The sequence below is a fragment of the Streptomyces humicola genome (assembly GCF_024436035.1).
Lineage (GTDB): Bacteria > Actinomycetota > Actinomycetes > Streptomycetales > Streptomycetaceae > Streptantibioticus_B > Streptantibioticus_B humicola.
In genome coordinates this window covers 22,235-45,055 of record NZ_JANFNG010000038.1, presented here as the reverse complement: position 1 = coordinate 45,055, position 22,821 = coordinate 22,235, and the positions used below count along the sequence as shown (strand labels likewise).

The following is a 22,821-nucleotide window of genomic DNA, read 5'->3' as shown; positions in this document are numbered from 1 at the left end:
CCGCTCGAGATGCATTGCACGTGATGCATTGCACGTGCAGCACCATCAGACATCAGAACGTGTCCGGGCACCACGGGCGGCGCGAGGTTCGCAGCAGGAGGTCCGCATCGGCAGCGGCTCCCGGCCTGTGCTCCTCGATCCGGCCGAGCGCGGCGAGCCGCACCGCGGACTCGTCGCCGAGGTAGAGCGCCCCCAACTCCCCGATGTCCATGGCGAGATCGGACGGCGCCGTGGTGCCCCGGACCTCGGCCCCCTCCGGCGAGGCGTCCAGGCGGTAACGGCCGCTCGCGAGGCCCGCCGCGTCATGCAGTTCGAGCACGAGCGATCCGGCGATTGCGTACGTGCGCGCCTCCAACGCCCTTGTGACATCGAGGATCCGCAGCCACATGTGGTCGGCGTGCGAGGTGACCCGCGCCGCTCGGGGGTCGCCGAGCAGCAGCGGCAGGATGTCGTCGGGCGCGCGGTGGCCCGAGGCCAGCTTGACCACCCAGTCGACGCAGAGCGCGTACTGCCACAGCTCGCGCTCCGCCCGCGGGGTGGCCGTGATCATCTGCCGCACAGTGAGCGTGTCCTGCGGAAGCTTGCCGTCCCACACGTCGTCGATGGTGTAGCTGAGCATGCCGTCGATGCGGCCGGTGGCGGCATCCCGGTAGACGGCGTGGAACGGTTCGGTCCAGGGGCGGGACGGGAAGCGGATCTCGCCGGTGTTGATGCGCCACCAGTTCTCCGTCCGGTTGATCGCACCCGGCGTCAACCTGCGTACGCGTCCGTGGAGTTCGGGCCCCACCTTGCGAACCTCGGCCGCGTCGGCGAGGTCGATGCGGCCGCCGGACGGCGGTTCGTAGCGGCCGAGTGCGGCGCGCGGTATGTCCACCGTCCAGTCGGTGACCCAGGTGGCCGGACCGAAACCGAACCGGCCGTAGATCGGGTACTCGGCCGCGATCAGGATCGCGACCGCCTCCTCGCGCTCCTTAGACGCCCTCAGGTCGGCCGCCATCATCCGGCTGAGCAGGCCGCGGCGGCGGTGCGTCGCGGTCACCGTGACGCCGGAGACCGCCGAGGCGGGAACGAGACCGCCTCCCGGCACGGTGAGTTCGCGCGGGAACGAGCGGAAGGTGCCGACGCAGCGGCCGCCGTCGAACGCGCCCTGGGTGCGTGCCGGGTCGAGCGCCATGGCCGCCGGGCTGAACGCGAGCTCCTCGTCGCTGACCTCCGGCGGTCGCAGGAACCCGCGGCGGCAGGCGGTGATCCATTCGCCGAACTCGGACTCGTCGATGTAGCGGACGTCCAGGTCACGCACCTCACGGCTCATCCCCGCAGGCTAGGACGGGCACCGCCCGCATCGCATCCGGGTTTTGGCGCCGCGGCCGAGCAGTTGGAAGCAGCTAGAAGGCGACGCGGACCTCGCCGACCGGGCGGCCGCCGCCCAGCAGCGGCTCCCGCCCGATGCGGTCGACGACCGGGGCGTCGATGCCCAGCATCCGCAGCGCGCGGCCGAGTACCGGGCCCATGGCGCGCTTGCCGCCGTCGTCGATCTTGAAGGCGAGCGCCCGGCCGTCCGGCAGCGCCACCGCCTGCACGGCCTCCGCGCCCATCTTCGACAGCACCCCGGGCACCTCGCGCATCAGCCAGGTGTCGATCCGCCGGGTGCCGGCCACGTACTCGGGGTGCGCCCGCATCGCGTCGGCGACACGGCGCTGGGTGGTGCCCGGCGCGGCGGTGACGTACGAGCGGAAGGCGCGGGCGAGGCCGGTGAGGCTGAGGGCCATCAGGGGCGCGCCGCACCCGTCGACGCCGATGTGCTCGACGGGCTCGCCGCCGGCCTCACGGACGACGTCGAGGACGAGCTGCTGCAGTGGGTGGTCGGCGGCGAGGTAACTCTCCAGCGGCCAGCCGTTGCGCGCGCAGGCGGCGAGCATGGCGGCGTGCTTGCCGGAGCAGTTCATGGCGATCGGCTCGCGTGAGGCGCCGCTGCTCAGCCAGCGCTCCCGCTCCTCCGGGTCGAGCGGCAGGTCCGCGGGGGTGCGCAGGGCGGACTCGGTGAGGCCGGCGCCGGAGAGGATCTTGCGTACGCCGTCGAGGTGGAAGGGCTCGCCGGAGTGGCTGGCGGCGGCGAGCGCGAGCAGTTCGCCGTCGAGGTCGACGCCGGCCCGCAGGACCGCGTCCGCCTGCATCGGCTTGTTGCTCGACCGCGGGAAGATCGGCGCGGCGACCTCGCCCAGCGCGAACTCCACCTCGCCGCCGGCGCCCAGCACCACCAGCGAGCCGCGGTGACGGCCCTCGGTGAACCCCGAACGTATGACCTCGGCGAGAACGGGCTGCTCGGCGGGGGCGGCGGCTGCGGGCGCAGGGGTGGTGCAGGACGTCATCGTCGGCCTTCCGGGAGGGGTGGCGCCGGCCCCCCGGATGACGGCGTGACCCGGGATTACCGGGTGGGCTTTCAGCCTCCGGAGAGCAGGTCGTCGACTCGAGCTTCTCCTTCACGGTACCTGCGGGTGATTTCCGCGCTGCAGCCGTCCACGGTCTCCTGCAGCTTGCGGCGGCGCCGGGAAACCTGCTGTTCATGGCGGACGAGCCGGGCCATCCCGGCGTGCAGCTCGCTGTCCGTGCGGGCCGCGAGGTCGGACAGCTCTACGTCGGCGAGCATCTCCTCCGCCCGTTGCCGGTACTCCTCGCTGTGCGGTGTGCCCAAGGTGACATGCCGGGCGGACGAGCGGACGTGCGACGGGCCGTCGGTGAGGATCTCCGGCAGCCGGTCGAGCACCTGGGCCTCGGGGTCGGGCGCGTCGGCCGCAGGGCCCTCGGGCGCGCTGCGGCGGGCGAGCTCGGCCTGCAGGATGTCGATCCGCCCCTGCAGCAGCCGCCGCAGATACGACAGATCGGCCTCCTCCCGCTGAGCGTCGCGGCGCAGGGCGCGCAACTCGGCGAGAGTGAGCGGGCCCGGCGCGCACTGCGGCGCATCGGCGGTGGCGGGCCGGTGCGTGCGCGGGGCGCGCGGCCGCGACGGGCGGGGATTGCGTGCGTCGGCCTGCAACATGCGGCCTTCCTCGATGCGGTCTGATGCGGTCTGATGCTGTTTGATGCGGTCTGGTTCAGGGGCAGCGGGCTCGCCTTAGATCGTGCCACTGAGGACTGACAGCTCGCATCGACTCTGCACCCGAACGGCCCCGGCGCTCTTTACCCGGCCGCTCCACCGGGGCGTGCGCGCCGGGGCGCGCGTCGCCGGAATTCACCCCTAGGAGTGGGGTCGGTCGCGCGGGACGCGCAGGACACAATGGGGTCATGCGTGCAGTGGCTCAGCGAGTGACCGAAGCGTCCGTGACCGTCGACGGGGAGACCGTAGGAAAGATCACCGGCCCTGGGCTGTGCGTCCTGGTCGGCGTCACCCACGACGACACGCCCGAGAAGGCCGCGGCGCTCGCCCGCAAACTGTGGTCGCTGCGCATCCTGCCCGATGAGCAGTCGTGCTCCGACATCGGCGCACCACTCCTCGTCATCAGCCAGTTCACCCTTTACGGGGATGCCCGCAAGGGACGCCGTCCGACATGGAACGCCGCCGCACCCGGCCCGGTCGCCGAGCCGCTCGTCGACGAGGTGGTGGCGCAGCTGCGCGCGCTCGGCGCCCATGTGGAGACGGGCCGTTTCGGGGCGCAGATGAAGGTCTCGCTCACCAACGACGGGCCGTTCACCGTCGTCGTGGAGATGTGACCGGCCGCGCCGCCCCGAGGCCATGGGGGGCTGGGGGGCGACGGGGCTAGGGCGCGACGACGATCTCCTGGTTGGCCGGCACCGAGCCGGCGAGCAGGACGGCGTCCGCGGGAACGTTCCGCTTCACCAGCGCGAGCGCGATGGGCCCGAGCTCGTAGTGGCGCGCCGACGAGGTGACGAACCCGATCTGACGCCCTTCGGGCCCCTCGTCCGCGAGCCGTACCGGCGTGCCGTGCCCCGGCAGCTTCACCTCGCTGCCATCCAGGTGCAGAAAGACCAGGCGGCGCGGCGGACGGCCGAGGTTGTGCACCCGGGCGACGGTCTCCTGCCCGCGGTAGCAGCCCTTGTCGAGGTGGACGGCGGTGTCCAGCCAGCCCAGCTCGTGCGGGATGGTGCGGTGGTCGGTCTCCAGGCCGAGACGCGGCCGGTGCGCCTCGATCCGGAGCGCTTCGAGCGCGAGCGTCCCGATGGGCGGCCCTGCTTGCTCGGCGAACGACTCCAGCTCGCCACGGGGCACGAAGACGTCACGCCCGTACGGGGTCTCGCGCACTACCCAGCCGTCGGGCACCGTCGCGATCGACCCGGCCGGCAGGTGGACGACGGCGTAGTCGCCCGTCGCGTCCCGCAACTCGACACGGTAGAAGAACCGCATGCTCTCCAGGTACGCCAGCAGGTCGTCCTGCGTGCCGGGCTCGACGTGCATCCACGTCGTCGTGCCGTCGTCGACGAGGTAGAGCGCGTGCTCGATATGGCCGTGGGCGGACAGGATCAGCGCCTCGGCCGCCCGGCCGGGCGGCAGCCCGCTGACGTGCTGGGTGAGCAGCAGATGCAGCCAACTCAGCCTGTCCTCACCGGAGACGGCGACAACGGGCCGGTGCGAGAGGTCGACGAAGCCGGTCCCGTCGGCGAGCGCACGTTGTTCGCGGAACAGGTCCCCGTAGTGTGCGGCGACGCCCTCGTCCGGCCCCTCGGCGGGGACGGCACCCGGCAGCGACAGCAGCGGACTCTTCGTCATCGTGCCCCTGTTCCTGCAGCTCTTCCTGCAGCTGTTCCTTCGGCGGCCTTCCGTGAGCAGTCCGCGCACCGGCCGAAGATCGCGAAGTGCTTCATGTCGGTCTCGAAGCCGAAGGACCCGCGCAGCTTGTCGGTGAGCGCTGCCGCGACCGAGACGTCCGCTTCGAGCACGGTGCCACAGTCCCGGCACACCAGATGCATGTGGTGGTGGCGGTCGGCGAGGTGGTACGTGGGCGCGCCGTGACCCAGATGCGCGTGGCTGACCAGCCCCAGCTCCTCGAGCAGCTCGAGCGTCCGGTAGACGGTCGAGATGTTGACGCCGCTGGCGGTGCGCCGCACCTGGCAGAGGATGTCGTCGGGGGTGGCGTGTTCCAGTGTGCCGACGGCTTCGAGCACCAGCTGGCGCTGCGGCGTCAGCCGGTAGCCGCGCTCACGCAGCTCCTTCTGCCAGTCGGTACTCACCACATCCCCGATTGTAAGGACCTCCCCAAGGCCTTACTTGAAGAAGGCGATCCCGTCGTCCGGAAGATCCTTGATGTCCTTGGCCCACTCGCGCGGGTCGACGACCTTCTTCAGGTGCGCCGACATGTAGGGGCGCAGCTCGACGTCGGGGGTGGCCTTCTCCCCGACCCACATCAGGTCGCCCTTGACGTATCCGTACAGCCGCTTGCCGCCGCTGTAGGGGGCGGCGGAGCCGAGCCGGGCCACCGCGTCCGTCACCAGGTCGATCTGCGGTTTCTTGTCGGCGAGCTCGCCGTACCAGATCTCGATGACGCCGCTGTCGCGCGACATCACCACCTCGACCTTGCGCTCGGCGTCGATGCGCCAATAGCCGCTCTCACTCTCCAGCGGCCGGACCTTCTTGCCGTCGCCGTCGAGTACCCAGGTCCGCGAGGTGTACTCCAGGAACGGGCGGCCGTCGTGCGTGAAGATGACCTCCTGCCCGAAGTTGCACTTTTCGGCGCCCGGGAAGTCGGAGACGCCCGCGCCTTCCCAGTTGCCGAGGAGGAAGGCGAGCGGGAGGACGTCCGGGTGGAGGTCGGAGGGGATTTCGATCATGGTGGTCAGCGCTGGCCCTGGAAGAGCTTCTTCACGGTCAGGCCCGCGAAGGCGATGACGCCGAGGGCGACCAGGACGAGAAGGGTTTCGAAGAAGGCCTCAAGCACGGCGGCGCTCCTAGTGCGGCTGAATGGTTCTGAGGGGCTACGGACCGATACCGAGTCTAGTCGGCGGCCGGGGGTGCGCTGTCGTGAGGTCCGCCGCGATCTAAGGTGGTCGCGTGGCGAAGAAGCTCGTGATCAAGGTGACGGCGGGCGCGGACGCGCCCGAGCGGTGCTCGCAGGCGTTCACCGTCGCGGCGGTGGCGGCGGCGAGCGGCGTCGAGGTGTCGCTGTGGCTGACCGGCGAGTCGTCGTGGTTCGCGCTGCCGGGGCGGGCGGCGGAGTTCGAGCTGCCGCACGCGGCGCCGCTGCCGGAGCTGATCGACGGCATCCTGGCCGGCGGGCAGATCACGCTGTGCACGCAGTGCGCCGCGCGCCGGGAGATCACGGAGGCGGACGTGATCAAGGGTGTCCGCATCGCGGGCGCACAGGTGTTCGTCCAGGAGGCGATGGCGGACAGCGTCCAGGCGCTCGTCTACTGATGTGCTGACGGGCCGGCTACCGACGCGGCCCGGCTACTGGCGCGAATCGCCCCCGCCGCCCTTGAGGCGCTCGGTGGCGTCGCGTTCCTTCTCCCGCCATGTGTCGTCCGGCGGCTCGTCCTGCAGCCAGCTGTCGTCCGGCTCGTCCCACCACGTGTCGTCCGGGCCCCTGCGGTTGGCGACGATGGCGGCGAACGGCGGGATCACCATCGCCACCACGCACATCCCGACGGCGGCCGGGACGGACCACAGGCGCACCACTGCCCACGCCAGGACGAACAGGGTGATGCAGCCGCCCATCATGATGAAGTACCAGCGACGACGCCGCGCGTACATATCTCTACGGTACGTCGCGGAGCGGTGGCCGGGGGATCATCAGCAGGCCACCGGCGCGTGCGAAGGGCCGCACCCCGCCAGGCGTCCAACCCTGGGGTACGGCCCTCCTCGCCACCGGGTCAGACGGCGATGGCGACCTCGGTGAGGTTGCCCTTCTGCGCCACGACCGACCGGTCGACGGAGCCGCCGGGGACGAGCGCACGCAGCGTCCAGGTGCCGGGCGCCGCGAAGAAGCGGAACTGCCCGGTCGCCGAGGTCGGTACCTCGGCGGTGAACTCGCCGCCGCCGTCGAGGAGGCGCACGTAGCCGGAGACCGGCTCACCGTCGCGGGTCAGCGATCCCTGGATGATCGTCTCGGCCGCGACGTCGACGCCTGCCAGGTCAGGACCGCCGGCCTTCGCTCCACACATGGATGTCTTCTTTCTGCTGTTTCGGGTCGGGGTCAGTTGGCGCCGAGCTCGATCGGCACACCCACCAGGGAGCCGTACTCGGTCCAGGAGCCGTCATAGTTCTTGACGTTCGGCTGGCCGAGCAGCTCGTGCAGCACGAACCAGGTGTGGGCGGAGCGCTCGCCGATGCGGCAGTAGGCGATGGTGTCCTTGGACAGGTCCACGCCCTCGGCTTCGTAGAGCTCCTTCAGCTCGTCGTCCGACTTGAAGGTGCCGTCGTCGTTGGCCGCCTTCGACCACGGGATGTTGCGGGCGCTCGGGATGTGGCCGGGGCGCTGGGACTGCTCCTGCGGCAGGTGGGCGGGGGCGAGCAGCTTGCCGCTGAACTCGTCGGGCGAGCGGACGTCGACGAGGTTGAGGTTGCCGATCGCCTTTTCGGCGTCGTCGCGGAAGGCGCGGATCGTCAGGTCCTGCTCCTTGGCCTTGTACTGCGTCTGCGGCCGCGGCGCCGGGACGTCGACGACCAGGTCGCGGGAGTCCAGCTCCCACTTCTTGCGGCCGCCGTCGAGGAGACGGACGTCCTGGTGACCGTAGAGCTTGAAGTACCAGTAGGCGTAGGAGGCGAACCAGTTGTTGTTGCCGCCGTAGAGGACGACGGTGTCGTCGTTGGCGATGCCGCGCTCCGACAGGAGCTTCTCGAAACCGGCCTGGTCGACGAAGTCGCGGCGCACCGGGTCCTGGAGGTCCTTCTTCCAGTCGATGCGGATCGCGTTGCGGATGTGGTTCTTCTCGTAGGCCGAGGTGTCCTCGTCGACCTCGACGATCACGACCTTGGGGTCGTCGATGTGGTCCTGGACCCAGTCGGCATCGACCAGGACGTCGCTGCGGCTCATGCTGTTCTCCTCCGGGGCAGTTGCGGCGGGGCGCGGACGCGGGCACGAGGGTGCCCTGATGGCGTGGATGAGGGACGACAGGGCGGGGGCGCGTGAAGGGCGCGGACGCAGGCGGGGAGGCCGACGGATGCTGGGCCCTTCAGGCGGCTGTGCCCAGTCTCAGGGCATGCGACAGAGCATGGCGGCAACGCGGCACAGGTCTACTGCCCGCCGCTTCGTCAGATCCGCCTGTCGCTTCATGGCCCCGATCGTAGGGAAGCAGCGGCCCGAGTGTCACCGGTGTGTCGCCATTCGAGACGCGATCGTCCGTATGGCGGGACCTCAGCCGCGTCGCAGCACGCCGGAAGCCGGGGTCACCCCATTGGCATCGCTGCTCCGACTGATGGACGGACAATCCGTCTCACCGGCCGGACGCCCGGACGCCGGCTCAGCCGGTCAGCTGGACGTTGTTCCCGCTGAGCGACACCTGGAGCCCCTGCGGCGTGGCCTGCACGCCGCTCAGCGTGATCCCGCTGGGCAGGCCGGTCAGCGGCCACGACATGCCGGTCTGCCCGCCGATCAGCCGTCCCACCCCGTACGGCAGCGAGAGCGCCAGCGAGTTCCCGTTCCTGATGTCGACCGGGGCCTCCCCGCTGACCTGCTGGCTGCCCAGGAACGGGACCTGCACCGAGCCGGAGATCTTGACCTGGCCCTGCCCGGAGGAGGTGGTGCCTCCGTAGCCGACGGCGACGTTCGAGACGGCGCCGGACAGCTGGCCGGCGGCGAGCTTGGTCACCTCGGAGTACGGGATGAGCGCGGTGCCGGTGGCCGTGTCGGCGACGGCGCTGGAGAAGTTGCCGTTGATGCGGACGTTGTGCAGGTCGGCCGTGAAGCGGGCGACGTGCAGCGGATCCGAGCCGTCGGTGGAGACACCGCCGGTGGAGGCCGTGACGTTGTCGACGGTCACCGTGACCTCGTTCAGGTCACGCGCGACGACCTGCGTCAGGAACGGGAAGCCCTTGATGGACACGCTCGGCCTGTCCGTGAGCCCCTTCGCGCTCTGGATCTTGTCCGCCGCCTGCGACTCCGCGTACGACACCGCGAGCCGGTCGGCGGCCACGAAGAGCCCGCCTAGCACTACGACAAGTATCAGCAGTATGCGTATCCCGCGCCGCATCCGTCCTCTTCCCGGTTGGTCGGTCATCTGGTCTGGCATCCCGTCCGAGGCGCGAGGGTACCCCGTTCGGGTGAAAGAACCGGTTAATGAACGGTGAGCCGCTCGGGGACCCGGTCAGCCGACGAGGATGCGGCCGAGCAGATACATGGCGGGAGCCGCCGCCGTCAGGGGAAGCGCGACCCCGGCGGTGAAGTGGACGAAGCGCGAGGGGAAGTCGTAGCTGGCGACCCGCAGGCCGATCAGCGCGCAGCACCCGGCCGCCGCGGCGAGCAGCACGCCGTCGGTGCCCGTGCCCGTCATCCGTCCCGTGACCATGCCGCTGCCCGCCGCCGCGAGCAGCGCGACGACCGCCGAGACCACCGGCGGGAAGGGCACGGCACGGACCACCGCCGCAACGGCGACCGCGACCGCGCCCACCACCACGGGCGTGCCGCCCGCTGCCGTACCGGCCACCGCCAGGTATCCGGCGGCGAGCACGGTGAGCACCGTGGATGCGGCGGTCGCGGTCAGGCTCGCGAGCCGCTCGTCCGCGCTGCCGTGATGGCGCATCTGCTGGACGAGGACGAGCACCACCCACACGCCGAGCGTGCCCACCATGACGGTCGGCGCCCGGTCGCCGGGAGTGGTGAGCAACGCCACATCGGTGACGAGGCCGGCGAGGAAGGCGAGCGCGATGCCCTGGCGCGCGGGCCACATCCCGTTCAGGCGGAACCAGCCGGCCGCGGTGACGGCCTGGAGCAGCACGACGGCGACGGCGAGCGCGGGCCGCGCGAGCGACGCCGTCGCCGCCGTCAGCGCGGCGAGCACGGCGGTGAGCAGCGCGGGCTGGATCCCGGGCGGGATGATCGGCGAGCCCGTCCGGCGGACGGGCGCATCGGCTGAGGTTGTCGTCACTGCAGTCCGCTCGGTCGCGTCGGTCGTCATGTCGCGCTCACCCTCCGGCGAAGGGCGGCAGTACCTCTACGGTGCCGCCGGCGGCCAGCCGGACCCGTGCGTGGTCGCGTGTGCCGACGGGGTCACCGTCGACGAGGAAGGAGCAGTTCGCGAGGACGCGTGCGAACTCCGGCCGCCCGGCGTGGCGCTCACGCGCCGCGGCCAGCGCGTCGGCGAGCGTCACCGCCCGGTACGGCTCCTCCGCCGTTCCGGCGGCCGCTTTCGCCGCAGCCCAGTACCGGATGGTGCCTATGGCGACGGGCACATCTACCGCATCGGTTGCGGCCATGGCGGCTCCTCACGTCACGGTCCACTGCCGCCGTCCATGATGACGCACCCCGCCCGTCGCGCGGCGCGCCCGGTGGCGGCCTGAGGGGTCACGGGACGATCCACGCGGCGATACGCCGCAGGAGCTCCGGTTCCGCCGCGTTCTCCGCATGACCGAAGCCCCGCTCGATCCACAGCTCCGCCGTCTCCCCCGCGGCGCGCGCCAGCGACAGCGGGTGGTCGAGGGGGAAGTACGCGTCACGGTCCCCGTGGACGATCAGCAGTGGCGTGGGCGCGATCAGAGGAGCCGACTCGACCGGCGAGAGCGGCACCGGGTTCCACTTCTCCGGGTGGATCCGCGTCCTGAGACCGTACCGCGAGACCGCGCGCCCGACCGGCTGCGTGACGATCCAGTGCAGGCGCCGCATCGGCGCGGTGCCGCGGTAGTACCAGCGGGCAGGAGCGCTCACGGCAACGACGGCATCCGTCCGTGCTCCCACCCACGCATCCGTGCGCCCCCCGCGCTCCTGAACGCCGCCACGAGCCGCCGCATGGCGGACCACCACCGAGCCGCCCATCGAGAAACCCACGGTGACCACGCGCCCGTAGCCGATTTCCCGGGCCCACCGCACCGCCGCGTCCAGGTCGAGGATCTCCCGGTCGCCGACGGTCGAGCGCCCGCCCGACCCGCCGTGTCCCCGGAAGGAGAACGTGATCACCCCTGCGAAGTGCGCGAATTCCTGCGCCGCCCGTCGCACCGCGGGCCGGTCCAACGCTCCGGTGAAGCCGTGGGCCACCACTATCGCGGTGTCGCAGGAGCCCCCGGAGCCCCCGTTTCCGTCCCGGAACGCGAGGTGCTCGGCCTCGATCCCGACCCCGTCCTCGGTCAACAGCACGTGACGCGACGATCTCCTTCGGATGTCGTTTTTACTACCGGATTCACCACCCGGAGTGATCGACAAAACACCCGCTGGTTGAATCTCGCACTCACCCTCGGCGCCCATGTCGGCTATTCTCCTTCGAAAGAGGATCCGGGCAGTGCCGCCCCCGGGTCCTTTCCTGCTTTCTGGGCGTCCTCGCGGGGACCGAGGAGGGTTCGCGATGAACAAGCCGGACAATCGAGACAGATGCCGCGATAAACAACCCGTGGATCGCGTACAAAACGACCGGACCACCGACGACGGGAGCGACCGGTGAGCTCACTTCTCCTGCTGACCAACGCCCTCCAGCCCTCCACCGAGGTCCTGCCCGCGCTCGGCCTCCTGCTCCACAGCGTGCGCGTGGCCCCCGCCGAGGGGCCGGCGCTCGTGGACACCCCCGGCGCGGACGTCATCCTCATCGACGGCCGCCGCGACCTGCCGCAGGTCCGCAGCCTGTGCCAGCTGCTGCGGTCGACGGGGCCCGGCTGCCCACTGGTGCTCGTCGTCACCGAGGGCGGGCTCGCCGCCGTCACCGCCGACTGGGGCATCGACGACGTCCTCCTCGACACCGCGGGACCGGCCGAGGTCGAGGCGCGACTGCGCCTTGCCATGGGGCGCCAGCAGATCGGCACCGACGACAGCCCCCTGGAGATCCGCACCGGCGACCTGTCGGTCGACGAGGCGACCTACAGCGCGAAGCTCAAGGGCCGGGTCCTGGACCTGACCTTCAAGGAGTTCGAGCTGCTCAAGTATCTCGCGCAGCACCCCGGCCGGGTCTTCACCCGCGCCCAACTGCTGCAGGAGGTCTGGGGTTACGACTACTTCGGCGGCACCCGCACGGTAGACGTCCACGTGCGGCGGCTGCGCGCGAAGCTCGGACCCGAGCACGAGTCCCTGATCGGAACGGTGCGCAACGTCGGATACCGCTTCGTCGTCCCCGAGAAGGTCGAGCGCGCCGCCGAGGAGGCGAAGGCGCGGGAGAAGCAGGCGCGGGAGAAGCAGGCCGCCGCCGAGGCTCACACCCGTGCCGAGGACCACGCGGAGGCGACCGCTGTCGCCGGCGCCCGTACCGTGCGCACAGACGGTAAGGACAGTGGTACACCCGCGTAGACTTCTCCCCGTGCCCAAGGTGACGCGTGACGATGTGGCCAGGCTTGCGGGGACCTCGACCGCAGTCGTCAGCTACGTCATCAACAACGGACCCCGGCCGGTCGCACCGGCCACGCGCGATCGCGTGCTCGCAGCGATCAAGCAGCTCGGCTATCGCCCGGACCGGGTGGCCCAGGCGATGGCCAGCCGCCGCACGGATCTCATCGGCCTGATAGTGCCCGACGCGCGCCAGCCGTTCTTCGCGGAGATGGCGCACGCCGTGGAACAGGCCGCGTCCGAGCGCGGGAAGATGGTGCTGGTCGGCAACTCCGACTACCTCGACGACCGCGAGGTGCACTATCTGCGCGCGTTCCTCGGCATGCGCGTCTCGGGGCTGATCCTGATCTGCCAGGGCCCGAGCGAACGTGCGGCGATAGAGATCGACGCGTGGGATGCCCGCGTCGTGCTGCTCCACGAACGGCCCGAGGCGATCGACGACGTCGCCGTCGTGACGGACGACATCGGCGGCGCGCACCTCGCCGTGCGCCATCTGCTGGAGCACGGGCACCCGTATGTGGCCTGCATCGGCGGCACCGAGGAGACCCCGACGGTCGGCGACCCGATCACCAACCATGTCGAGGGCTGGCGACGGGCCATGCGGGAGGCCAAACGCCCCACCGACGGACGGCTCTTCCAGGCCGCGTACAACCGCTACGACGCCTACCAGGTCGGCCTGAACCTGCTCTCGCGCCCCGACAGGCCGCCGGCCGTCTTCTGCTCCACCGACGACCAGGCGATCGGCCTGCTGCGTGCCGCGCGCGAACTGCGCATCGACGTGCCGACCGAGCTCGCCGTCGCCGGCTTCGACGACGTAAAGGAAGCGGCGCTTACCGACCCGCCGTTGACGACGGTCGCCTCCGACCGTCAGGCGATGGCGCGCGCCGCCATCGATCTCGTCCTCGACGACGGCCTGCGAGTGGCGGGTTCACGCCGCGAACGGCTGCGACAGTTCCCGTCCCGGCTCGTCGTACGCCGCTCGTGCGGTTGCGCGTAGACGTATGCGGTGCCGGGGACACCCGGGGCGGCCAGGCCCCTGGGCGCACACGTGCCACTGCGCCCTTATTTCGGGCATACCTACTTCTCTTGGGCTTCTCAGCCACCACTCAGACAGCTCTCATGATCGGCGATCAGAGTCAGTGCCATGACGGACAGCAACTACCCCAGCAGCGGCTCGCAGCAGCCCGGAGGGCCTCACCAGCCTCACCAGCCTCAGCAGCCCCACCAGCCGTACGCGGACCCGTGGGCGACCCAGCCGCAACGTCCGGCGCAGGACCCGTGGGCCCACCCGTCGGCCCAGGCGCAGCCCCTCGGCGCGCCGGAGCGTCCGGCCAAGGCACGCAAGCCCGTTGCGCTGCTCGCCGCGGTCGCCATCGTCTCCGGCCTGATAGGCGGCGGCACGGCGGCGCTCATAGCGAACTCGACGCACACCACCTCGACCGACACCTCCGCCGTCGTCACCCCGACCTCATCGAAGTCCGGCGGCAGCATCGCAGCGGTGGCCGCCGCGGTCTCCCCCAGCATCGTCGAGATCACTGCGGACTCCGCCAGCGACGAGTCGATCGGCTCCGGCGTGATCCTCTCCTCCGACGGCACCATCCTCACCAACAACCACGTGATCGCGGGCGCCGACACCATCAAGATCACGTTCAGCAACGGCAACACCGCGAACGCGAAGGTCGTCGGCACCGACAGCACCAAGGACCTCGCGGTGGTCAAGGCCGAGGGCGTCAGCGGCCTCAAGCCCGCCGCGCTCGGCAACTCCGACGCCGTCGCGGTCGGCGACCAGGTCGTGGCGATCGGCTCGCCCGACGGCCTCGCGGGCACGGTCACCAGCGGCGTCGTCTCCGCGCTGGGCCGTGACGTGACGGTCCCCGTGGAGACGGGCAACAGTGGCGGCGGCTACGGCGGTCGCAGCGGCAACCAGTGGCCGTTCTCCTTCGGTGGCGGTCAGTACAACGGCCAGGTCGGCGGCAACACCACCACGTACAAGGCGATCCAGACCGACGCCTCGCTCAACCCCGGCAACTCCGGCGGCGCCCTGATCAACACGGCCGGCCAGGTGATCGGCATCAACTCCGCGATGTACTCGCCCAATTCCAGCAGCTACTCCTCCGGCTCCAGCAACGCCGGCAGTGTCGGGCTCGGCTTCGCCATCCCGATCAACACCGCCAAGGCCGACCTGAACAGCCTGGAGAACGGCAGCAACACCTGACCGGGACGAACCGGGTCGAAACCGGGACGAAGGAGCCCCTCATGGCCACACCGTCACTCACCGCGTCACCCAGCACACTCACCGTCTCGGCCCACCGCGCCCGGCGTGCCCTCAACGCCGTCGTCACCAAGGTGAGCCGTTGGGAGCACCGTACGAACCGCACCGGCCCCGCCGACCTGGACCTCGTGCTCACGCTCCCCCAGGCGTCACGCCCCGCGGAGCTGGCCGGTCCCGGCACCGCGCGTCCCCGTGGGCGTACCGCCGCCAAGCGGGCGGGGCGTCGCCGCGCGGCGGCAACGCGCCCCTAGCCGTCGGCATGGGGCACCCCAGACGCCCGTTGCCGTACCCTCCGAATCAGCCCCCGGATCACACACACCCCGATCACACACACAAGGCACGAGGTAGCAACGCGATGAGCCCCGCCGAGAGCGGCGAACAGCCGTCCCGGATCCTGGTCGTGGACGACGAACCCGCGGTACGCGAGGCGATCCGCCGCAGCCTCGCCTTCGAGGGGTACGAGACCGAGCTGGCCGCGGACGGCCTCGCCGCGATCGAACAGGTCGAGGCCTGTCACCCCGACGCGATCGTTCTCGACGTGCTCATGCCGCGCATGGACGGACTGACCACCGCCCGCCGGCTGCGCGCGAGTGGCGTGACCACGCCCATCCTCATGCTCACCGCCCGCGACACGGTCGGCGACCGCGTCACCGGCCTCGACGCCGGCGCCGACGACTACCTCGTCAAACCCTTCGAGCTCGACGAGCTGCTCGCGCGACTGCGCGCCCTGCTGCGCCGCAGCTCGTACGCGGCGGCAGCCGCCGCCGCCGACCAGGGCACCAGTGCCGCGCTCACCTTCGCCGACCTGCGCATGGACCCCGCAACCCGGGAGGTGACGCGCGCGGGCAACCTCATCGAGCTCACGCGCACCGAATACACGCTGCTCGAACTGTTCATGGCCCATCCGCGCCAGGTGCTCACCCGCGAACAGATCCTGAAGGCGGTCTGGGGCTTCGACTTCGAGCCGAGCTCCAACTCCCTCGATGTGTACGTGATGTACCTGCGCCGCAAGACCGAGGCGGGCGGCATGCCGCGCCTCGTCCACACGGTTCGGGGCGTCGGCTACGTGCTCCGCGCCGCGGAGGGCAAGCAGTGAGACGGTGGCGCTTCCGCTCGTTGCCGCTGCGCTCGCGCCTGGCGCTGCTGACGGGCGTCGCGGTGGCGGTGGCGGTGGCGATCGTCGCCATTACGTCGTGGCTGGTCACCCGGGAAGAAGTGCTTGCGCAGTTCGATTCGCAGCTGAAGGAGGGCCAGCACGTCAGTGGCACGCTCGTCGAGGCTCTGTGCAACCCCCAGTCTGGGATCCCACTCCGCCCCAGTGAGTATGCGGTCCAGATCGTCCGGTCCGATGGCACCGTCTGCAAAGACCCGGACCCTGATGCGGTGACCTTCCGTGTCACCAGCAGCGACATCGCCGTAGCCACAGGTCAGCGGCAGGAGACTGAACGCGACACCACCCTCTCGAACGGCGCAAACGCGCGGGTGGTCACCCAACCCTTGCGTCTGCCCAGCGGGCTCGTGCCCGGCGCCGCACTGTCCATCGCCGCCCCACTCAACGCCGTCGAGCGTCCCCTCGACGCCCTTGCCGTCGTCCTGTTCATCGTCGCCGGGATAGGAGTCGTCGGCGCCACCACGGCCGGCCTCGGCATCGCCCGCGCCGGGCTCAAGCCCGTCGACCGGCTCACCGACGCCGTCGAACACATCGCGCGCACCGAGGACCTGGAGGTCCGCATCCCCGTCGAGGGTGAAGACGAGATCGCGCGCCTGTCGGCCTCGTTCAACTCCATGACCGCGGCCCTCGCCTCCTCGCGCGAGCGCCAGCAGCAGCTGATCGCCGACGCGGGGCACGAGCTGCGCACCCCGCTCACCTCACTGCGCACCAACATCGAGCTGCTCAGCCGCAGCGAGGAGACGGGACGTCCGCTGCCGCCCGAGGACCGCAGGGCGCTGATGGCGTCCGTCAAGGCGCAGATGTCGGAGCTCGCCCTGCTCATTGGCGACTTGCAGGAACTCTCGCGCCCCGACGCCCTACCCGGCAGCGGCCCGGTCCAGACCGTGGGCCTGCACGACGTGATCGAACACGCTTTGAAGCGCGCCCGGTTGCGCGGCCCCGACCTGAAGATCGCCGCGGAGCTCTCCCCCTGGTACGTCGAGGCCGAGCCGGCCTCGCTCGAACGCGCCGTCGTCAACTTGCTCGACAACGCGGTGAAGTTCAGCCCGCCGGGCGGGAGCATCGAGGTGCACCTGGCGGGCGGCGAACTGACCGTGCGCGACCACGGCCCCGGCATTCCCGCCGAGGACCTCCCGCACGTCTTCGAGCGCTTCTGGCGCTCCCCGTCCGCCCGTAGCCTGCCCGGCTCCGGCCTCGGCCTGTCCATCGTCGCACGAACCATCCAGCAGGCGGGCGGCGCCGTCGCACTCCACCCGGCTCCGGGCGGCGGCACGACTGCGGTGGTCAACCTCCCGGGCACCCCCACGGCTCCGCCGGAATCCGACGAGTAAGGCTGACGTACGTCGCGACTGACGCACGTCAGCCGGCCGTGACGGACATCCCGCCCCACTCCTCGGGGGCGGCGTCCGCGAGCGTCTCCGAGAACGTCCACTGGTGACCGGCAGGATCCTCGGCGGTGTACTTGCCGCTCGCCGTACTCGAAGTCGGTCGGCTCCATGACGATGCGCATCGCGGTCCAGTCGGACCGGCCTGTGCACCTGCGCCTCGACGTAATCGTCGAGGGCGTCCCGGCCGTCGCCCTGGGCGATCGACCAGCCGCATGCGGGCCGCGACACCGAAATCCGACGGTCCGGTGGAGCTGTCCGGGTAGCAGAACGTGGTCCGCGTCAACGTCTCTGCAGTCAACCGGAAGTGCGCGGACCCGAACCGCGGTGCCGCGCCGACCGGCCGTGGGCCGCGCCTCGGCTCGCGGCGCGCGGGGCTCGACGTTGTCGGGATCGACCTGACGGCGAGCTTCATCGCGCGTGCGCGCGCACTCCACCCCGGGCTCCGCTTCGAGGAGATGGACGTGCGCGCGCTGCGCTTCGGCGACGCGAGCATCGCCGGGGTGTGGTCGATGGCCACCCTGCTTCAAGTCGCCACCGCTCGCGCCCTGCTCACCCGCGCGGACTTCGAGGTCGTCGACATCCGCCTCGACAACGAACGTGAGCGCCACGGCCCGTTCCACCGCGACCTCAACTGGGTCCAGGCCTGGGCACGGAACTGCGTGAGGCGCCTAGGTTGAGGACTCGGCCTACCAGGCTGTCATTTGAAGGATGTACACCCGCTCGTGCCGAGGAATGACCTGGTATTCGAACATGCCGCCCGGAACGAGTGCCGTCCCACCGTTCGGCGAGTAGCCGGAGTAGGCAGTGCCCTCGATGTGCAAGGCCTCGGCGGCGCGAACCAGCTCATCCGCCCGCTTTTCCACCTCGGCGACCAGGGCAGGCGGGGCGTCCCCGATCACGTGCTGCTCGCTCGGGTCGTACTCCCAGCCGAGGTCACGCGGCCGCCCGCCGGGCCTCGTTCACTACCGCGAGCACTTCGTCCATGGCCGCCCGCCAGGACGGATCGTCCCGGTCGAGTGTCTGGCATGCCTGCTCGGCGTGGCGGCGGCGCTGCGAGAGGTCCGGGCGGCGCTCGATCTCCACCTCGCCCGCCCAGACGGAAAGCCACTGGTGGATGGGGGCCAGGGTGTCGTGCTGTGCCGCGAGTGCGAACGCCTCGTCTTTCTGCCGGTCCATTTCGCCGAGGCGATGCGGGGCGATGCGGGCCAGCGCGAGGCGCAGGGCGTCTGGAGTGCGCTGGGGCCGGGGAATCAGCTCGCCAGGTTGCCCGGACGGTACCTGTGGTGTGCTCATGGCGTGCCTGCCTTACCTGTTCGGTTCGCCTCATGGGAAGCCTACCGACCAGTGGACGGTGGTAGCCCCGGTTGCGTCACAGCACCGTGCCCCTCCCTCTCGGCTTCCCGAGCTCCATGACTGGGCGACCTCGGTCAGGCCGAGGCGGAGCAACGAGGCGGGGCCCGCGGCGCAATGCCGCGGGCCCCGCCTCGGGTTGGGGGGTCAGCCGACTGTTCGCGCTCAGCGAGCGTCGTAGCGACGGTGGCGGACGACGACCCGGCGGCCACGGCCCTCGCTCCGGCGGAAGGACATCGGGCGCTTGTCGTCGGCGGCAACGACGTGGCGGCCGGCGACGGGGACGATGCGGGTGATGGTGCGGATGGCCATGGTGTTCTCCTCATTTGAAGGCTTCGAGTATTTCCCTGTCTCCGCCTTTCCGGCTTCGACAGGAAAAACATTAACCGCATTTCCGGTCCTCGGTGGCCGATTTCAGTGAATTGCGGCTGAGATTAACCTGATTTCAGTTCTCATTGAATCGCGGGAACCGCGAGCAGTAGGGGACGGATAAGAATTCAGCCGCGTTCAGCCGCGCCCGCCGTTCTGTGAGGCGTGCAACCGCGCGTACGCGCCGCCCCACGCCAGCAGCTCCGCGTGCGTGCCCGTCTCAACGAGGTGGCCCCGGTCGAGGACGAGGATGCGGTCGGCATCCGGCGCGAGGTTGAGGTCGTGGGTGATCATGATCGTCGTGCGGCCGGACATCAGGCGGCGCAGCGGTTCGATCACGCGGCGTGCGGCGAGGGCGTCGAGGCCGGTCGTGGGTTCGTCGAGGACCAGGACGGGCGCTTGGCGCAGCATCGCGCGCGCGATGGCGATGCGTTGGAGCTGGCCGCCGGAGAGGTGGGCGGTGTGCGCGTCGATGCGCGTGTCGTAACCGTCCGGGAGGGCCGCGATGAAGTCGTGGGCGTCGGCGGCGCGGGCGGCGCCGACGATCTCGTGCCGCGTCGCGCCCGGCCGTCCGCAGGCGATGTTCGCGGCGATCGTGTCGTGGAGGATCAGGGTCTGTTGCGGGAGCAGGGTGATCTGTTCACGGACGAAGGCGAGGGGGAGCCGGGACAGGTCGTGGCCGTCCAGCGTGACACCGCCCGCGTCCGGGTCGTAGAAGCGCAGGAGCAGCTTGGAGACCGTGGACTTGCCCGCTCCGCTCGCCCCCGTGACGATCACCAACTCTCCGGGGCGCGCGGCGAAGGACACACCGCGCAGGGCGTCGGCCTCGGCTCCCGGGTAGCGGAAGCCGACGGCATTGAACTCGACGTGTCCATGGGCCCGTTCCGGTACCGGGCCCGCTCCGGGAGCCGGGTCGCTGACCGCGGGCTGTGCGTCGAGGATCTCCACCAGCCGCTCGGCGCCGGCCGTCGCCGCCGTGAACGTCAGGCCGAGGTGGCCGAGGGACTGGATCGGCGGGTACAGGTAGCCCATGAACGCGGCGAAGGCGAGCAGCTCGCCGAGCGTCATCCGGTGCGCGGAGATCTCCCACGCGCCCAGGCCGATGACGGCCAGCACGCACACCGTCTCGACGACCACCACGATCTGCTGGTAAAGCTCGCTCAGCCGGGCGCCGGTGACGGAGGCGCGCATCCATGTACGGGCCTCGCGCGCCAGCCGCTGCTCCTCCGCGCTCTTGCGGTTGTAGGCCTGGGTGAGCAGCACGTTGCTGAGCGACTCCTCGACGATCGAGGTGATCGCGCCGTCCGAGGCACGCTCCTGCCGCGAGACGGTCTTGATGCGGCCGGAGAAGCGACGGGCGGCCAGCCAGAAGAGCGGGGCGAGCGCGAAGGTGGCGACGGCCAGGTCCCAGCGCATCCAGATGGCGGCCGCGGAGAAGAAGAGCACGCTGAAGACGGCCGAGACGGCACCGACGACGCCCGAGACGACCATCTGCTCGATCGCGTCGATGTCGCCGGTGAGCCGCTCGACGAGGTCGCCGAGGCGGTGGCGGCCGAAGAAGTCGGGCGGCAGCTCCTGGACGTGGCTGAAGACACGGGCGCGCAGGCGCATCACGAAGCGCTCGGCGGTCCATGCCGCGAGCCAGTTGCCGAGGTACCCGGTGATCGCGCCGACGACGGTGAGCGCGATCCACTGCTCCGCCGGGCGCCAGAACGCGGAGACGGAACCGGCGCGCAGCGCGGTGTCGGTGATCTCGCCGAACAGGAGGATCGCGGCGGTCTCGCCGAGCACGCCGAGCACGATGCACAGGCAGACCAGGGCCAGCCGCGGCCGGTCGCCCTTGGTCAACGGCCAGAAGCGGCCGAATGCTTCACGTGCCGAGAGGCGGACGGCGGGGGCCGGAGCGGCCGCAGCATCTCCGGCGGCGGGTGCGGCGGCTTCGACGGGTGCGGCGAGCGTGCCGGGCTCGACGGCCGCGGGCACCGCGCGCAGTTCGATCGTGGCGTCGGCGTACCCGTCGTACTCGCCGGGTGCGCCGGGTGCGCCGGGTGCGTCTACGCGGCGCAGTTCGACGGTCCGTTGGTCTTCGTAGGCGTTCATCGGTGCTCCCGCGGCGACAGAGAAAAGGGCCCACGGCATCGCGCCGTGGGCCCGCAGTGCGTTGCCGTCAAGCAGGCTCAGCCGTGGTGGCGACGGTGACGGCGGATGATGACCCTGCGTCCGCGGCCCTCACCCCGGCCGAAGCCCTCACCTTGACGGGAGACGACCCGGCGGTCGGTGGCGGGGACGAAGCGGGCGATCTTACGGACGATCACGGCGATCTCCTTCGGATGGACAAGGTTTCGATTATTCGGCGCTCGGCCTTTCGGCACTTGGCCTTTTCTGTCGCGACGCACAAAACGTTACCCGGCGGCACCGGCCGCGGACGCGGAAACCAATGAGAGGCGCATGAGATTACGGTGATTCCATTTCTCAGAAATGACGTCCGCCTCAAATTCCTTATTCATTTCTTACGGCATAAACGTTTCCCCTCCATCCGTGCCGAGTCGGCCCCTCTCACACGTTTCGCACGGTCCAACGCGCCCCCACCCGCCGCTCGTTAGCCCTGGGATCGTTAAACTCGTAGTCATGACCGACCCCGTACAGCTTCCCCCCGGACCGCGGCGGATCGAGACTTTCGACGACGTGCCGGCCGGGATCGCGCAGGTCTTGAACGATCTCATCGGGCAGGCCGCGGCCGCCGACGGGCAGGCGGCGGTGTCGGAGCAGGGGCGGCTCAATCTGCGCGGAGGGCGGCGGCCCGGGGTGCGGCACCTGGTGCTCTACGCAGGTGAAGAGCTGGTCGGGTACGCGCAGTTGGAGGACGTCGATCCGGTGGAGGCGCCGGCGGCGGAGCTCGTCGTACACCCGCGGCACCGGGGGCGTGGCCACGGCCGCACACTCGGGCATGCGCTGCTGGACGCGTCGGACAAGCGGCTGCGCGTGTGGGCGCACGGCGGCCACCCCGCCGCACGGCATCTGGCGGCGCAGCTGGGGCTCGCGCTCTTCCGGGAGCTGCGGCAGATGCGGCGGCCGTTGCCGGGCGATCCGCCACTCGCCGAGCCCGCTCTCCCGGCGGGCGTCACCGTCCGTACGTTCGTGCCCGGGCAGGACGACGCCTCCTGGCTCGCGGTGAACGCCGCCGCCTTCGCCCACCACCCCGAGCAGGGCTCGCTCACCCAGCGTGACCTGGATGACCGCATCGCGCAGCCCTGGTTCGACCCGGACGGTTTCTTTCTCGCTCTCAGGGGGCCGGAGGTCGTCGGTTTCCACTGGACGAAGGTCCATGCCGCCGAGGAGCTCGGCGAGGTGTACGTCCTCGGCGTGCACCCGTCGGAGCAGGGCTCGGGGCTGGGCAGGGCGCTGACGCTGATCGGCCTGCGCCATCTGGCGTACGACCGGGGCATGCCCACGGCGATGCTCTATGTGGACGCCGACAACACCGCGGCGGTGACGGTGTACGAGCGGCTCGGCTTCACCGTCCACGAGGTCGACCTCATGTACCGCACCGAGCTCTGACGTCGACGCCCGGCGCCCGGTACCCGGTACCCGGTACCCCAGGAGTCCTCCCGCGGGACGTGCCGCGCTTTCCTGTGCGCCATGTGCTCGTTACCCGTGATTCAAACTTGCTTGCGAGCATCGGTGAATGCAGCCCGCTGTGCCGACCCCGCGAGACCACCGGGACCGCCGGGACCATCGTGGCCACGACCACCTCCGAGCAGTGGCAGGCCCTCGCCGGACCACCTCCGACCTGCCGTTTCCCTCCGCGACACGGGACAATGGGAATGACGCCCCCGGTTTCGAGGAGGACGGCGCCACCATGCGTAC

General features: G+C 70.7%; 29 protein-coding genes and 1 pseudogene. 10 read left to right on the top strand and 20 right to left on the bottom strand.

Annotation, left to right across the window (positions count from 1 at the left end; all coding sequences use genetic code 11):
- Positions 1-52: 52 nt before the first annotated feature.
- The 3 genes from NGB36_RS29765 to NGB36_RS29755 form a co-directional block, all read right to left on the bottom strand.
- Positions 53-1,312 carry a GNAT family N-acetyltransferase gene (locus NGB36_RS29765; protein ID WP_255923687.1) on the bottom strand — a complete coding sequence of 420 codons (1,260 nt, stop codon included), beginning with the start codon at positions 1,310-1,312 and terminating at the stop codon, positions 53-55.
- 73 nt (positions 1,313-1,385) lie between these two features.
- Entirely contained in the window at positions 1,386-2,369 is a 984-nt protein-coding gene (locus tag NGB36_RS29760) for an asparaginase (RefSeq protein WP_255923686.1), read from the bottom strand.
- A 71-nt stretch (positions 2,370-2,440) separates the two neighbouring features.
- Positions 2,441-3,037 (bottom strand): RsiG family protein, encoded by a 597-nt coding sequence (locus NGB36_RS29755; RefSeq protein ID WP_255923685.1) that lies wholly within the window; start codon positions 3,035-3,037, stop codon positions 2,441-2,443.
- A gap of 245 nt (positions 3,038-3,282) precedes the next feature.
- Here NGB36_RS29755 and dtd point away from each other — a divergent pair, with 245 nt between their 5' ends.
- Positions 3,283-3,708, top strand: a complete 426-nt coding sequence (gene dtd / locus NGB36_RS29750) for a D-aminoacyl-tRNA deacylase (protein WP_255923684.1) — start codon at positions 3,283-3,285, stop codon at positions 3,706-3,708.
- A 46-nt stretch (positions 3,709-3,754) separates the two neighbouring features.
- Here dtd and ygfZ read toward each other — a convergent pair whose 3' ends face one another.
- The 3 genes from ygfZ to NGB36_RS29735 are packed head-to-tail and all read right to left on the bottom strand — an operon-like array spanning position 3,755 to position 5,781.
- Entirely contained in the window at positions 3,755-4,723 is a 969-nt protein-coding gene (gene ygfZ / locus NGB36_RS29745; protein ID WP_255923683.1) for a CAF17-like 4Fe-4S cluster assembly/insertion protein YgfZ, read from the bottom strand.
- Positions 4,720-5,187: a Fur family transcriptional regulator gene (locus NGB36_RS29740; protein WP_255923682.1), complete on the bottom strand. Its 468-nt coding sequence runs from the start codon at positions 5,185-5,187 to the stop codon at positions 4,720-4,722. The genes ygfZ and NGB36_RS29740 overlap by 4 nt, the downstream gene beginning before the upstream one ends.
- 30 nt (positions 5,188-5,217) lie before the next feature.
- Positions 5,218-5,781 carry a heme-binding beta-barrel domain-containing protein gene (locus NGB36_RS29735; protein ID WP_255923681.1) on the bottom strand — a complete coding sequence of 188 codons (564 nt, stop codon included), beginning with the start codon at positions 5,779-5,781 and terminating at the stop codon, positions 5,218-5,220.
- Between the two features lie 220 nt (positions 5,782-6,001).
- On the opposite strand from NGB36_RS29735, the gene NGB36_RS29730 reads away from it, so the two are divergent.
- Complete coding sequence (locus NGB36_RS29730) at positions 6,002-6,364, top strand: DsrE family protein (protein ID WP_255923680.1); 363 nt, start codon at positions 6,002-6,004, stop codon at positions 6,362-6,364.
- Positions 6,365-6,397: 33 nt separating this feature from the next.
- On the opposite strand, the gene NGB36_RS29725 is transcribed toward NGB36_RS29730, so the two are convergent.
- The 8 genes from NGB36_RS29725 to NGB36_RS29695 all read right to left on the bottom strand — a co-directional run bounded on the left by NGB36_RS29725 (position 6,398) and on the right by NGB36_RS29695 (position 11,342).
- A complete protein-coding gene (locus tag NGB36_RS29725; RefSeq protein WP_255923678.1) occupies positions 6,398-6,700 on the bottom strand; it encodes a DUF3099 domain-containing protein in 303 nt (100 codons plus the stop codon).
- A gap of 119 nt (positions 6,701-6,819) precedes the next feature.
- Entirely contained in the window at positions 6,820-7,110 is a 291-nt protein-coding gene (locus NGB36_RS29720; RefSeq protein WP_255923677.1) for a DUF1416 domain-containing protein, read from the bottom strand.
- Positions 7,111-7,142: 32 nt separating this feature from the next.
- Entirely contained in the window at positions 7,143-7,982 is an 840-nt protein-coding gene (locus NGB36_RS29715; protein ID WP_255923676.1) for a sulfurtransferase, read from the bottom strand.
- 159 nt (positions 7,983-8,141) lie between these two features.
- Positions 8,142-8,222, bottom strand: coding sequence for a putative leader peptide (locus NGB36_RS33960; protein ID WP_355342331.1), 81 nt, complete (start codon positions 8,220-8,222; stop codon positions 8,142-8,144).
- A 187-nt stretch (positions 8,223-8,409) separates the two neighbouring features.
- Positions 8,410-9,165 carry an LmeA family phospholipid-binding protein gene (locus tag NGB36_RS29710; RefSeq protein ID WP_255923675.1) on the bottom strand — a complete coding sequence of 252 codons (756 nt, stop codon included), beginning with the start codon at positions 9,163-9,165 and terminating at the stop codon, positions 8,410-8,412.
- 87 nt (positions 9,166-9,252) lie between these two features.
- On the bottom strand, positions 9,253-10,062 hold the full coding sequence (locus NGB36_RS29705) for a hypothetical protein (protein WP_372509563.1): 810 nt from the start codon (positions 10,060-10,062) through the stop codon (positions 9,253-9,255).
- 7 nt (positions 10,063-10,069) lie between these two features.
- Positions 10,070-10,360, bottom strand: coding sequence for a MoaD/ThiS family protein (locus NGB36_RS29700; protein ID WP_255923674.1), 291 nt, complete (start codon positions 10,358-10,360; stop codon positions 10,070-10,072).
- An 88-nt stretch (positions 10,361-10,448) separates the two neighbouring features.
- Positions 10,449-11,342, bottom strand: a complete 894-nt coding sequence (locus NGB36_RS29695) for an alpha/beta hydrolase family protein (protein WP_372509562.1) — start codon at positions 11,340-11,342, stop codon at positions 10,449-10,451.
- A 189-nt stretch (positions 11,343-11,531) separates the two neighbouring features.
- Between NGB36_RS29695 and NGB36_RS29690 the strand changes: the two genes are divergently transcribed.
- The 6 genes from NGB36_RS29690 to NGB36_RS29665 all read left to right on the top strand — a co-directional run bounded on the left by NGB36_RS29690 (position 11,532) and on the right by NGB36_RS29665 (position 17,178).
- Complete coding sequence (locus tag NGB36_RS29690; RefSeq protein WP_255923672.1) at positions 11,532-12,368, top strand: winged helix-turn-helix domain-containing protein; 837 nt, start codon at positions 11,532-11,534, stop codon at positions 12,366-12,368.
- Positions 12,369-12,378: 10 nt separating this feature from the next.
- Entirely contained in the window at positions 12,379-13,401 is a 1,023-nt protein-coding gene (locus tag NGB36_RS29685; protein ID WP_255923671.1) for a LacI family DNA-binding transcriptional regulator, read from the top strand.
- Between the two features lie 147 nt (positions 13,402-13,548).
- On the top strand, positions 13,549-14,619 hold the full coding sequence (locus tag NGB36_RS29680; protein ID WP_255923670.1) for a S1C family serine protease: 1,071 nt from the start codon (positions 13,549-13,551) through the stop codon (positions 14,617-14,619).
- Positions 14,620-14,660: 41 nt separating this feature from the next.
- A complete protein-coding gene (locus NGB36_RS29675; protein ID WP_255923669.1) occupies positions 14,661-14,927 on the top strand; it encodes a hypothetical protein in 267 nt (88 codons plus the stop codon).
- Positions 14,928-15,031: 104 nt separating this feature from the next.
- Positions 15,032-15,772 carry a response regulator transcription factor gene (locus NGB36_RS29670; protein WP_255923668.1) on the top strand — a complete coding sequence of 247 codons (741 nt, stop codon included), beginning with the start codon at positions 15,032-15,034 and terminating at the stop codon, positions 15,770-15,772.
- The gene (locus NGB36_RS29665) at positions 15,769-17,178 is read left to right on the top strand and encodes a sensor histidine kinase (protein WP_255923667.1); all 1,410 of its coding nucleotides are present in this window, start codon (positions 15,769-15,771) and stop codon (positions 17,176-17,178) included. Before NGB36_RS29670 ends, NGB36_RS29665 begins: the two co-directional genes overlap by 4 nt.
- A 177-nt stretch (positions 17,179-17,355) precedes the next feature.
- Here the strand turns inward: NGB36_RS29665 and NGB36_RS29660 are convergent.
- A pseudogene (locus NGB36_RS29660) lies at positions 17,356-17,578 on the bottom strand (DUF3626 domain-containing protein); the annotation flags it as partial.
- Between NGB36_RS29660 and NGB36_RS29655 the strand changes: the two are divergent.
- Positions 17,505-17,912: a class I SAM-dependent methyltransferase gene (locus NGB36_RS29655; RefSeq protein ID WP_255923666.1), complete on the top strand. Its 408-nt coding sequence runs from the start codon at positions 17,505-17,507 to the stop codon at positions 17,910-17,912. The pseudogene NGB36_RS29660 and the gene NGB36_RS29655 overlap by 74 nt on opposite strands.
- 9 nt (positions 17,913-17,921) lie before the next feature.
- On the opposite strand, the gene NGB36_RS29650 is transcribed toward NGB36_RS29655, so the two are convergent.
- The 5 genes from NGB36_RS29650 to NGB36_RS29630 all read right to left on the bottom strand — a co-directional run bounded on the left by NGB36_RS29650 (position 17,922) and on the right by NGB36_RS29630 (position 21,269).
- On the bottom strand, positions 17,922-18,134 hold the full coding sequence (locus NGB36_RS29650; RefSeq protein ID WP_255923665.1) for a hypothetical protein: 213 nt from the start codon (positions 18,132-18,134) through the stop codon (positions 17,922-17,924).
- 34 nt (positions 18,135-18,168) lie between these two features.
- Positions 18,169-18,528, bottom strand: coding sequence for a hypothetical protein (locus NGB36_RS29645; protein WP_255923664.1), 360 nt, complete (start codon positions 18,526-18,528; stop codon positions 18,169-18,171).
- Between the two features lie 222 nt (positions 18,529-18,750).
- Positions 18,751-18,897 carry a hypothetical protein gene (locus NGB36_RS29640; protein ID WP_255923663.1) on the bottom strand — a complete coding sequence of 49 codons (147 nt, stop codon included), beginning with the start codon at positions 18,895-18,897 and terminating at the stop codon, positions 18,751-18,753.
- Positions 18,898-19,092: 195 nt separating this feature from the next.
- Positions 19,093-21,054, bottom strand: a complete 1,962-nt coding sequence (locus NGB36_RS29635; RefSeq protein ID WP_255923662.1) for an ABC transporter ATP-binding protein — start codon at positions 21,052-21,054, stop codon at positions 19,093-19,095.
- Positions 21,055-21,131: 77 nt separating this feature from the next.
- Positions 21,132-21,269, bottom strand: a complete 138-nt coding sequence (locus NGB36_RS29630; RefSeq protein WP_255923661.1) for a hypothetical protein — start codon at positions 21,267-21,269, stop codon at positions 21,132-21,134.
- Positions 21,270-21,582: 313 nt separating this feature from the next.
- On the opposite strand from NGB36_RS29630, the gene mshD reads away from it, so the two are divergent.
- Positions 21,583-22,512, top strand: coding sequence for a mycothiol synthase (gene mshD / locus NGB36_RS29625; RefSeq protein ID WP_255923660.1), 930 nt, complete (start codon positions 21,583-21,585; stop codon positions 22,510-22,512).
- Positions 22,513-22,821 lie beyond the last annotated feature (309 nt).

Bases quoted from the DNA above. Each gene is read 5' to 3' on its own strand.
- NGB36_RS29765 (WP_255923687.1), bottom strand. From the start codon at position 1,312: ATGAGCCGTGAGGTGCGTGACCTGGACGTCCGCTACATCGACGAGTCC.
- NGB36_RS29760 (WP_255923686.1), bottom strand. From the start codon at position 2,369: ATGACGTCCTGCACCACCCCTGCGCCCGCAGCCGCCGCCCCCGCCGAG.
- NGB36_RS29755 (WP_255923685.1), bottom strand. From the start codon at position 3,037: ATGTTGCAGGCCGACGCACGCAATCCCCGCCCGTCGCGGCCGCGCGCC.
- dtd (WP_255923684.1), top strand. From the start codon at position 3,283: ATGCGTGCAGTGGCTCAGCGAGTGACCGAAGCGTCCGTGACCGTCGAC.
- ygfZ (WP_255923683.1), bottom strand. From the start codon at position 4,723: ATGACGAAGAGTCCGCTGCTGTCGCTGCCGGGTGCCGTCCCCGCCGAG.
- NGB36_RS29735 (WP_255923681.1), bottom strand. From the start codon at position 5,781: ATGATCGAAATCCCCTCCGACCTCCACCCGGACGTCCTCCCGCTCGCC.
- NGB36_RS29725 (WP_255923678.1), bottom strand. From the start codon at position 6,700: ATGTACGCGCGGCGTCGTCGCTGGTACTTCATCATGATGGGCGGCTGC.
- NGB36_RS29720 (WP_255923677.1), bottom strand. From the start codon at position 7,110: ATGTGTGGAGCGAAGGCCGGCGGTCCTGACCTGGCAGGCGTCGACGTC.
- NGB36_RS29715 (WP_255923676.1), bottom strand. From the start codon at position 7,982: ATGAGCCGCAGCGACGTCCTGGTCGATGCCGACTGGGTCCAGGACCAC.
- NGB36_RS33960 (WP_355342331.1), bottom strand. From the start codon at position 8,222: ATGAAGCGACAGGCGGATCTGACGAAGCGGCGGGCAGTAGACCTGTGC.
- NGB36_RS29710 (WP_255923675.1), bottom strand. From the start codon at position 9,165: ATGACCGACCAACCGGGAAGAGGACGGATGCGGCGCGGGATACGCATA.
- NGB36_RS29705 (WP_372509563.1), bottom strand. From the start codon at position 10,062: ATGACGACCGACGCGACCGAGCGGACTGCAGTGACGACAACCTCAGCC.
- NGB36_RS29700 (WP_255923674.1), bottom strand. From the start codon at position 10,360: ATGGCCGCAACCGATGCGGTAGATGTGCCCGTCGCCATAGGCACCATC.
- NGB36_RS29695 (WP_372509562.1), bottom strand. From the start codon at position 11,342: ATGGGCGCCGAGGGTGAGTGCGAGATTCAACCAGCGGGTGTTTTGTCG.
- NGB36_RS29680 (WP_255923670.1), top strand. From the start codon at position 13,549: ATGACGGACAGCAACTACCCCAGCAGCGGCTCGCAGCAGCCCGGAGGG.
- NGB36_RS29675 (WP_255923669.1), top strand. From the start codon at position 14,661: ATGGCCACACCGTCACTCACCGCGTCACCCAGCACACTCACCGTCTCG.
- NGB36_RS29670 (WP_255923668.1), top strand. From the start codon at position 15,032: ATGAGCCCCGCCGAGAGCGGCGAACAGCCGTCCCGGATCCTGGTCGTG.
- NGB36_RS29645 (WP_255923664.1), bottom strand. From the start codon at position 18,528: ATGAGCACACCACAGGTACCGTCCGGGCAACCTGGCGAGCTGATTCCC.
- NGB36_RS29640 (WP_255923663.1), bottom strand. From the start codon at position 18,897: ATGGCCATCCGCACCATCACCCGCATCGTCCCCGTCGCCGGCCGCCAC.
- NGB36_RS29635 (WP_255923662.1), bottom strand. From the start codon at position 21,054: ATGAACGCCTACGAAGACCAACGGACCGTCGAACTGCGCCGCGTAGAC.
- mshD (WP_255923660.1), top strand. From the start codon at position 21,583: ATGACCGACCCCGTACAGCTTCCCCCCGGACCGCGGCGGATCGAGACT.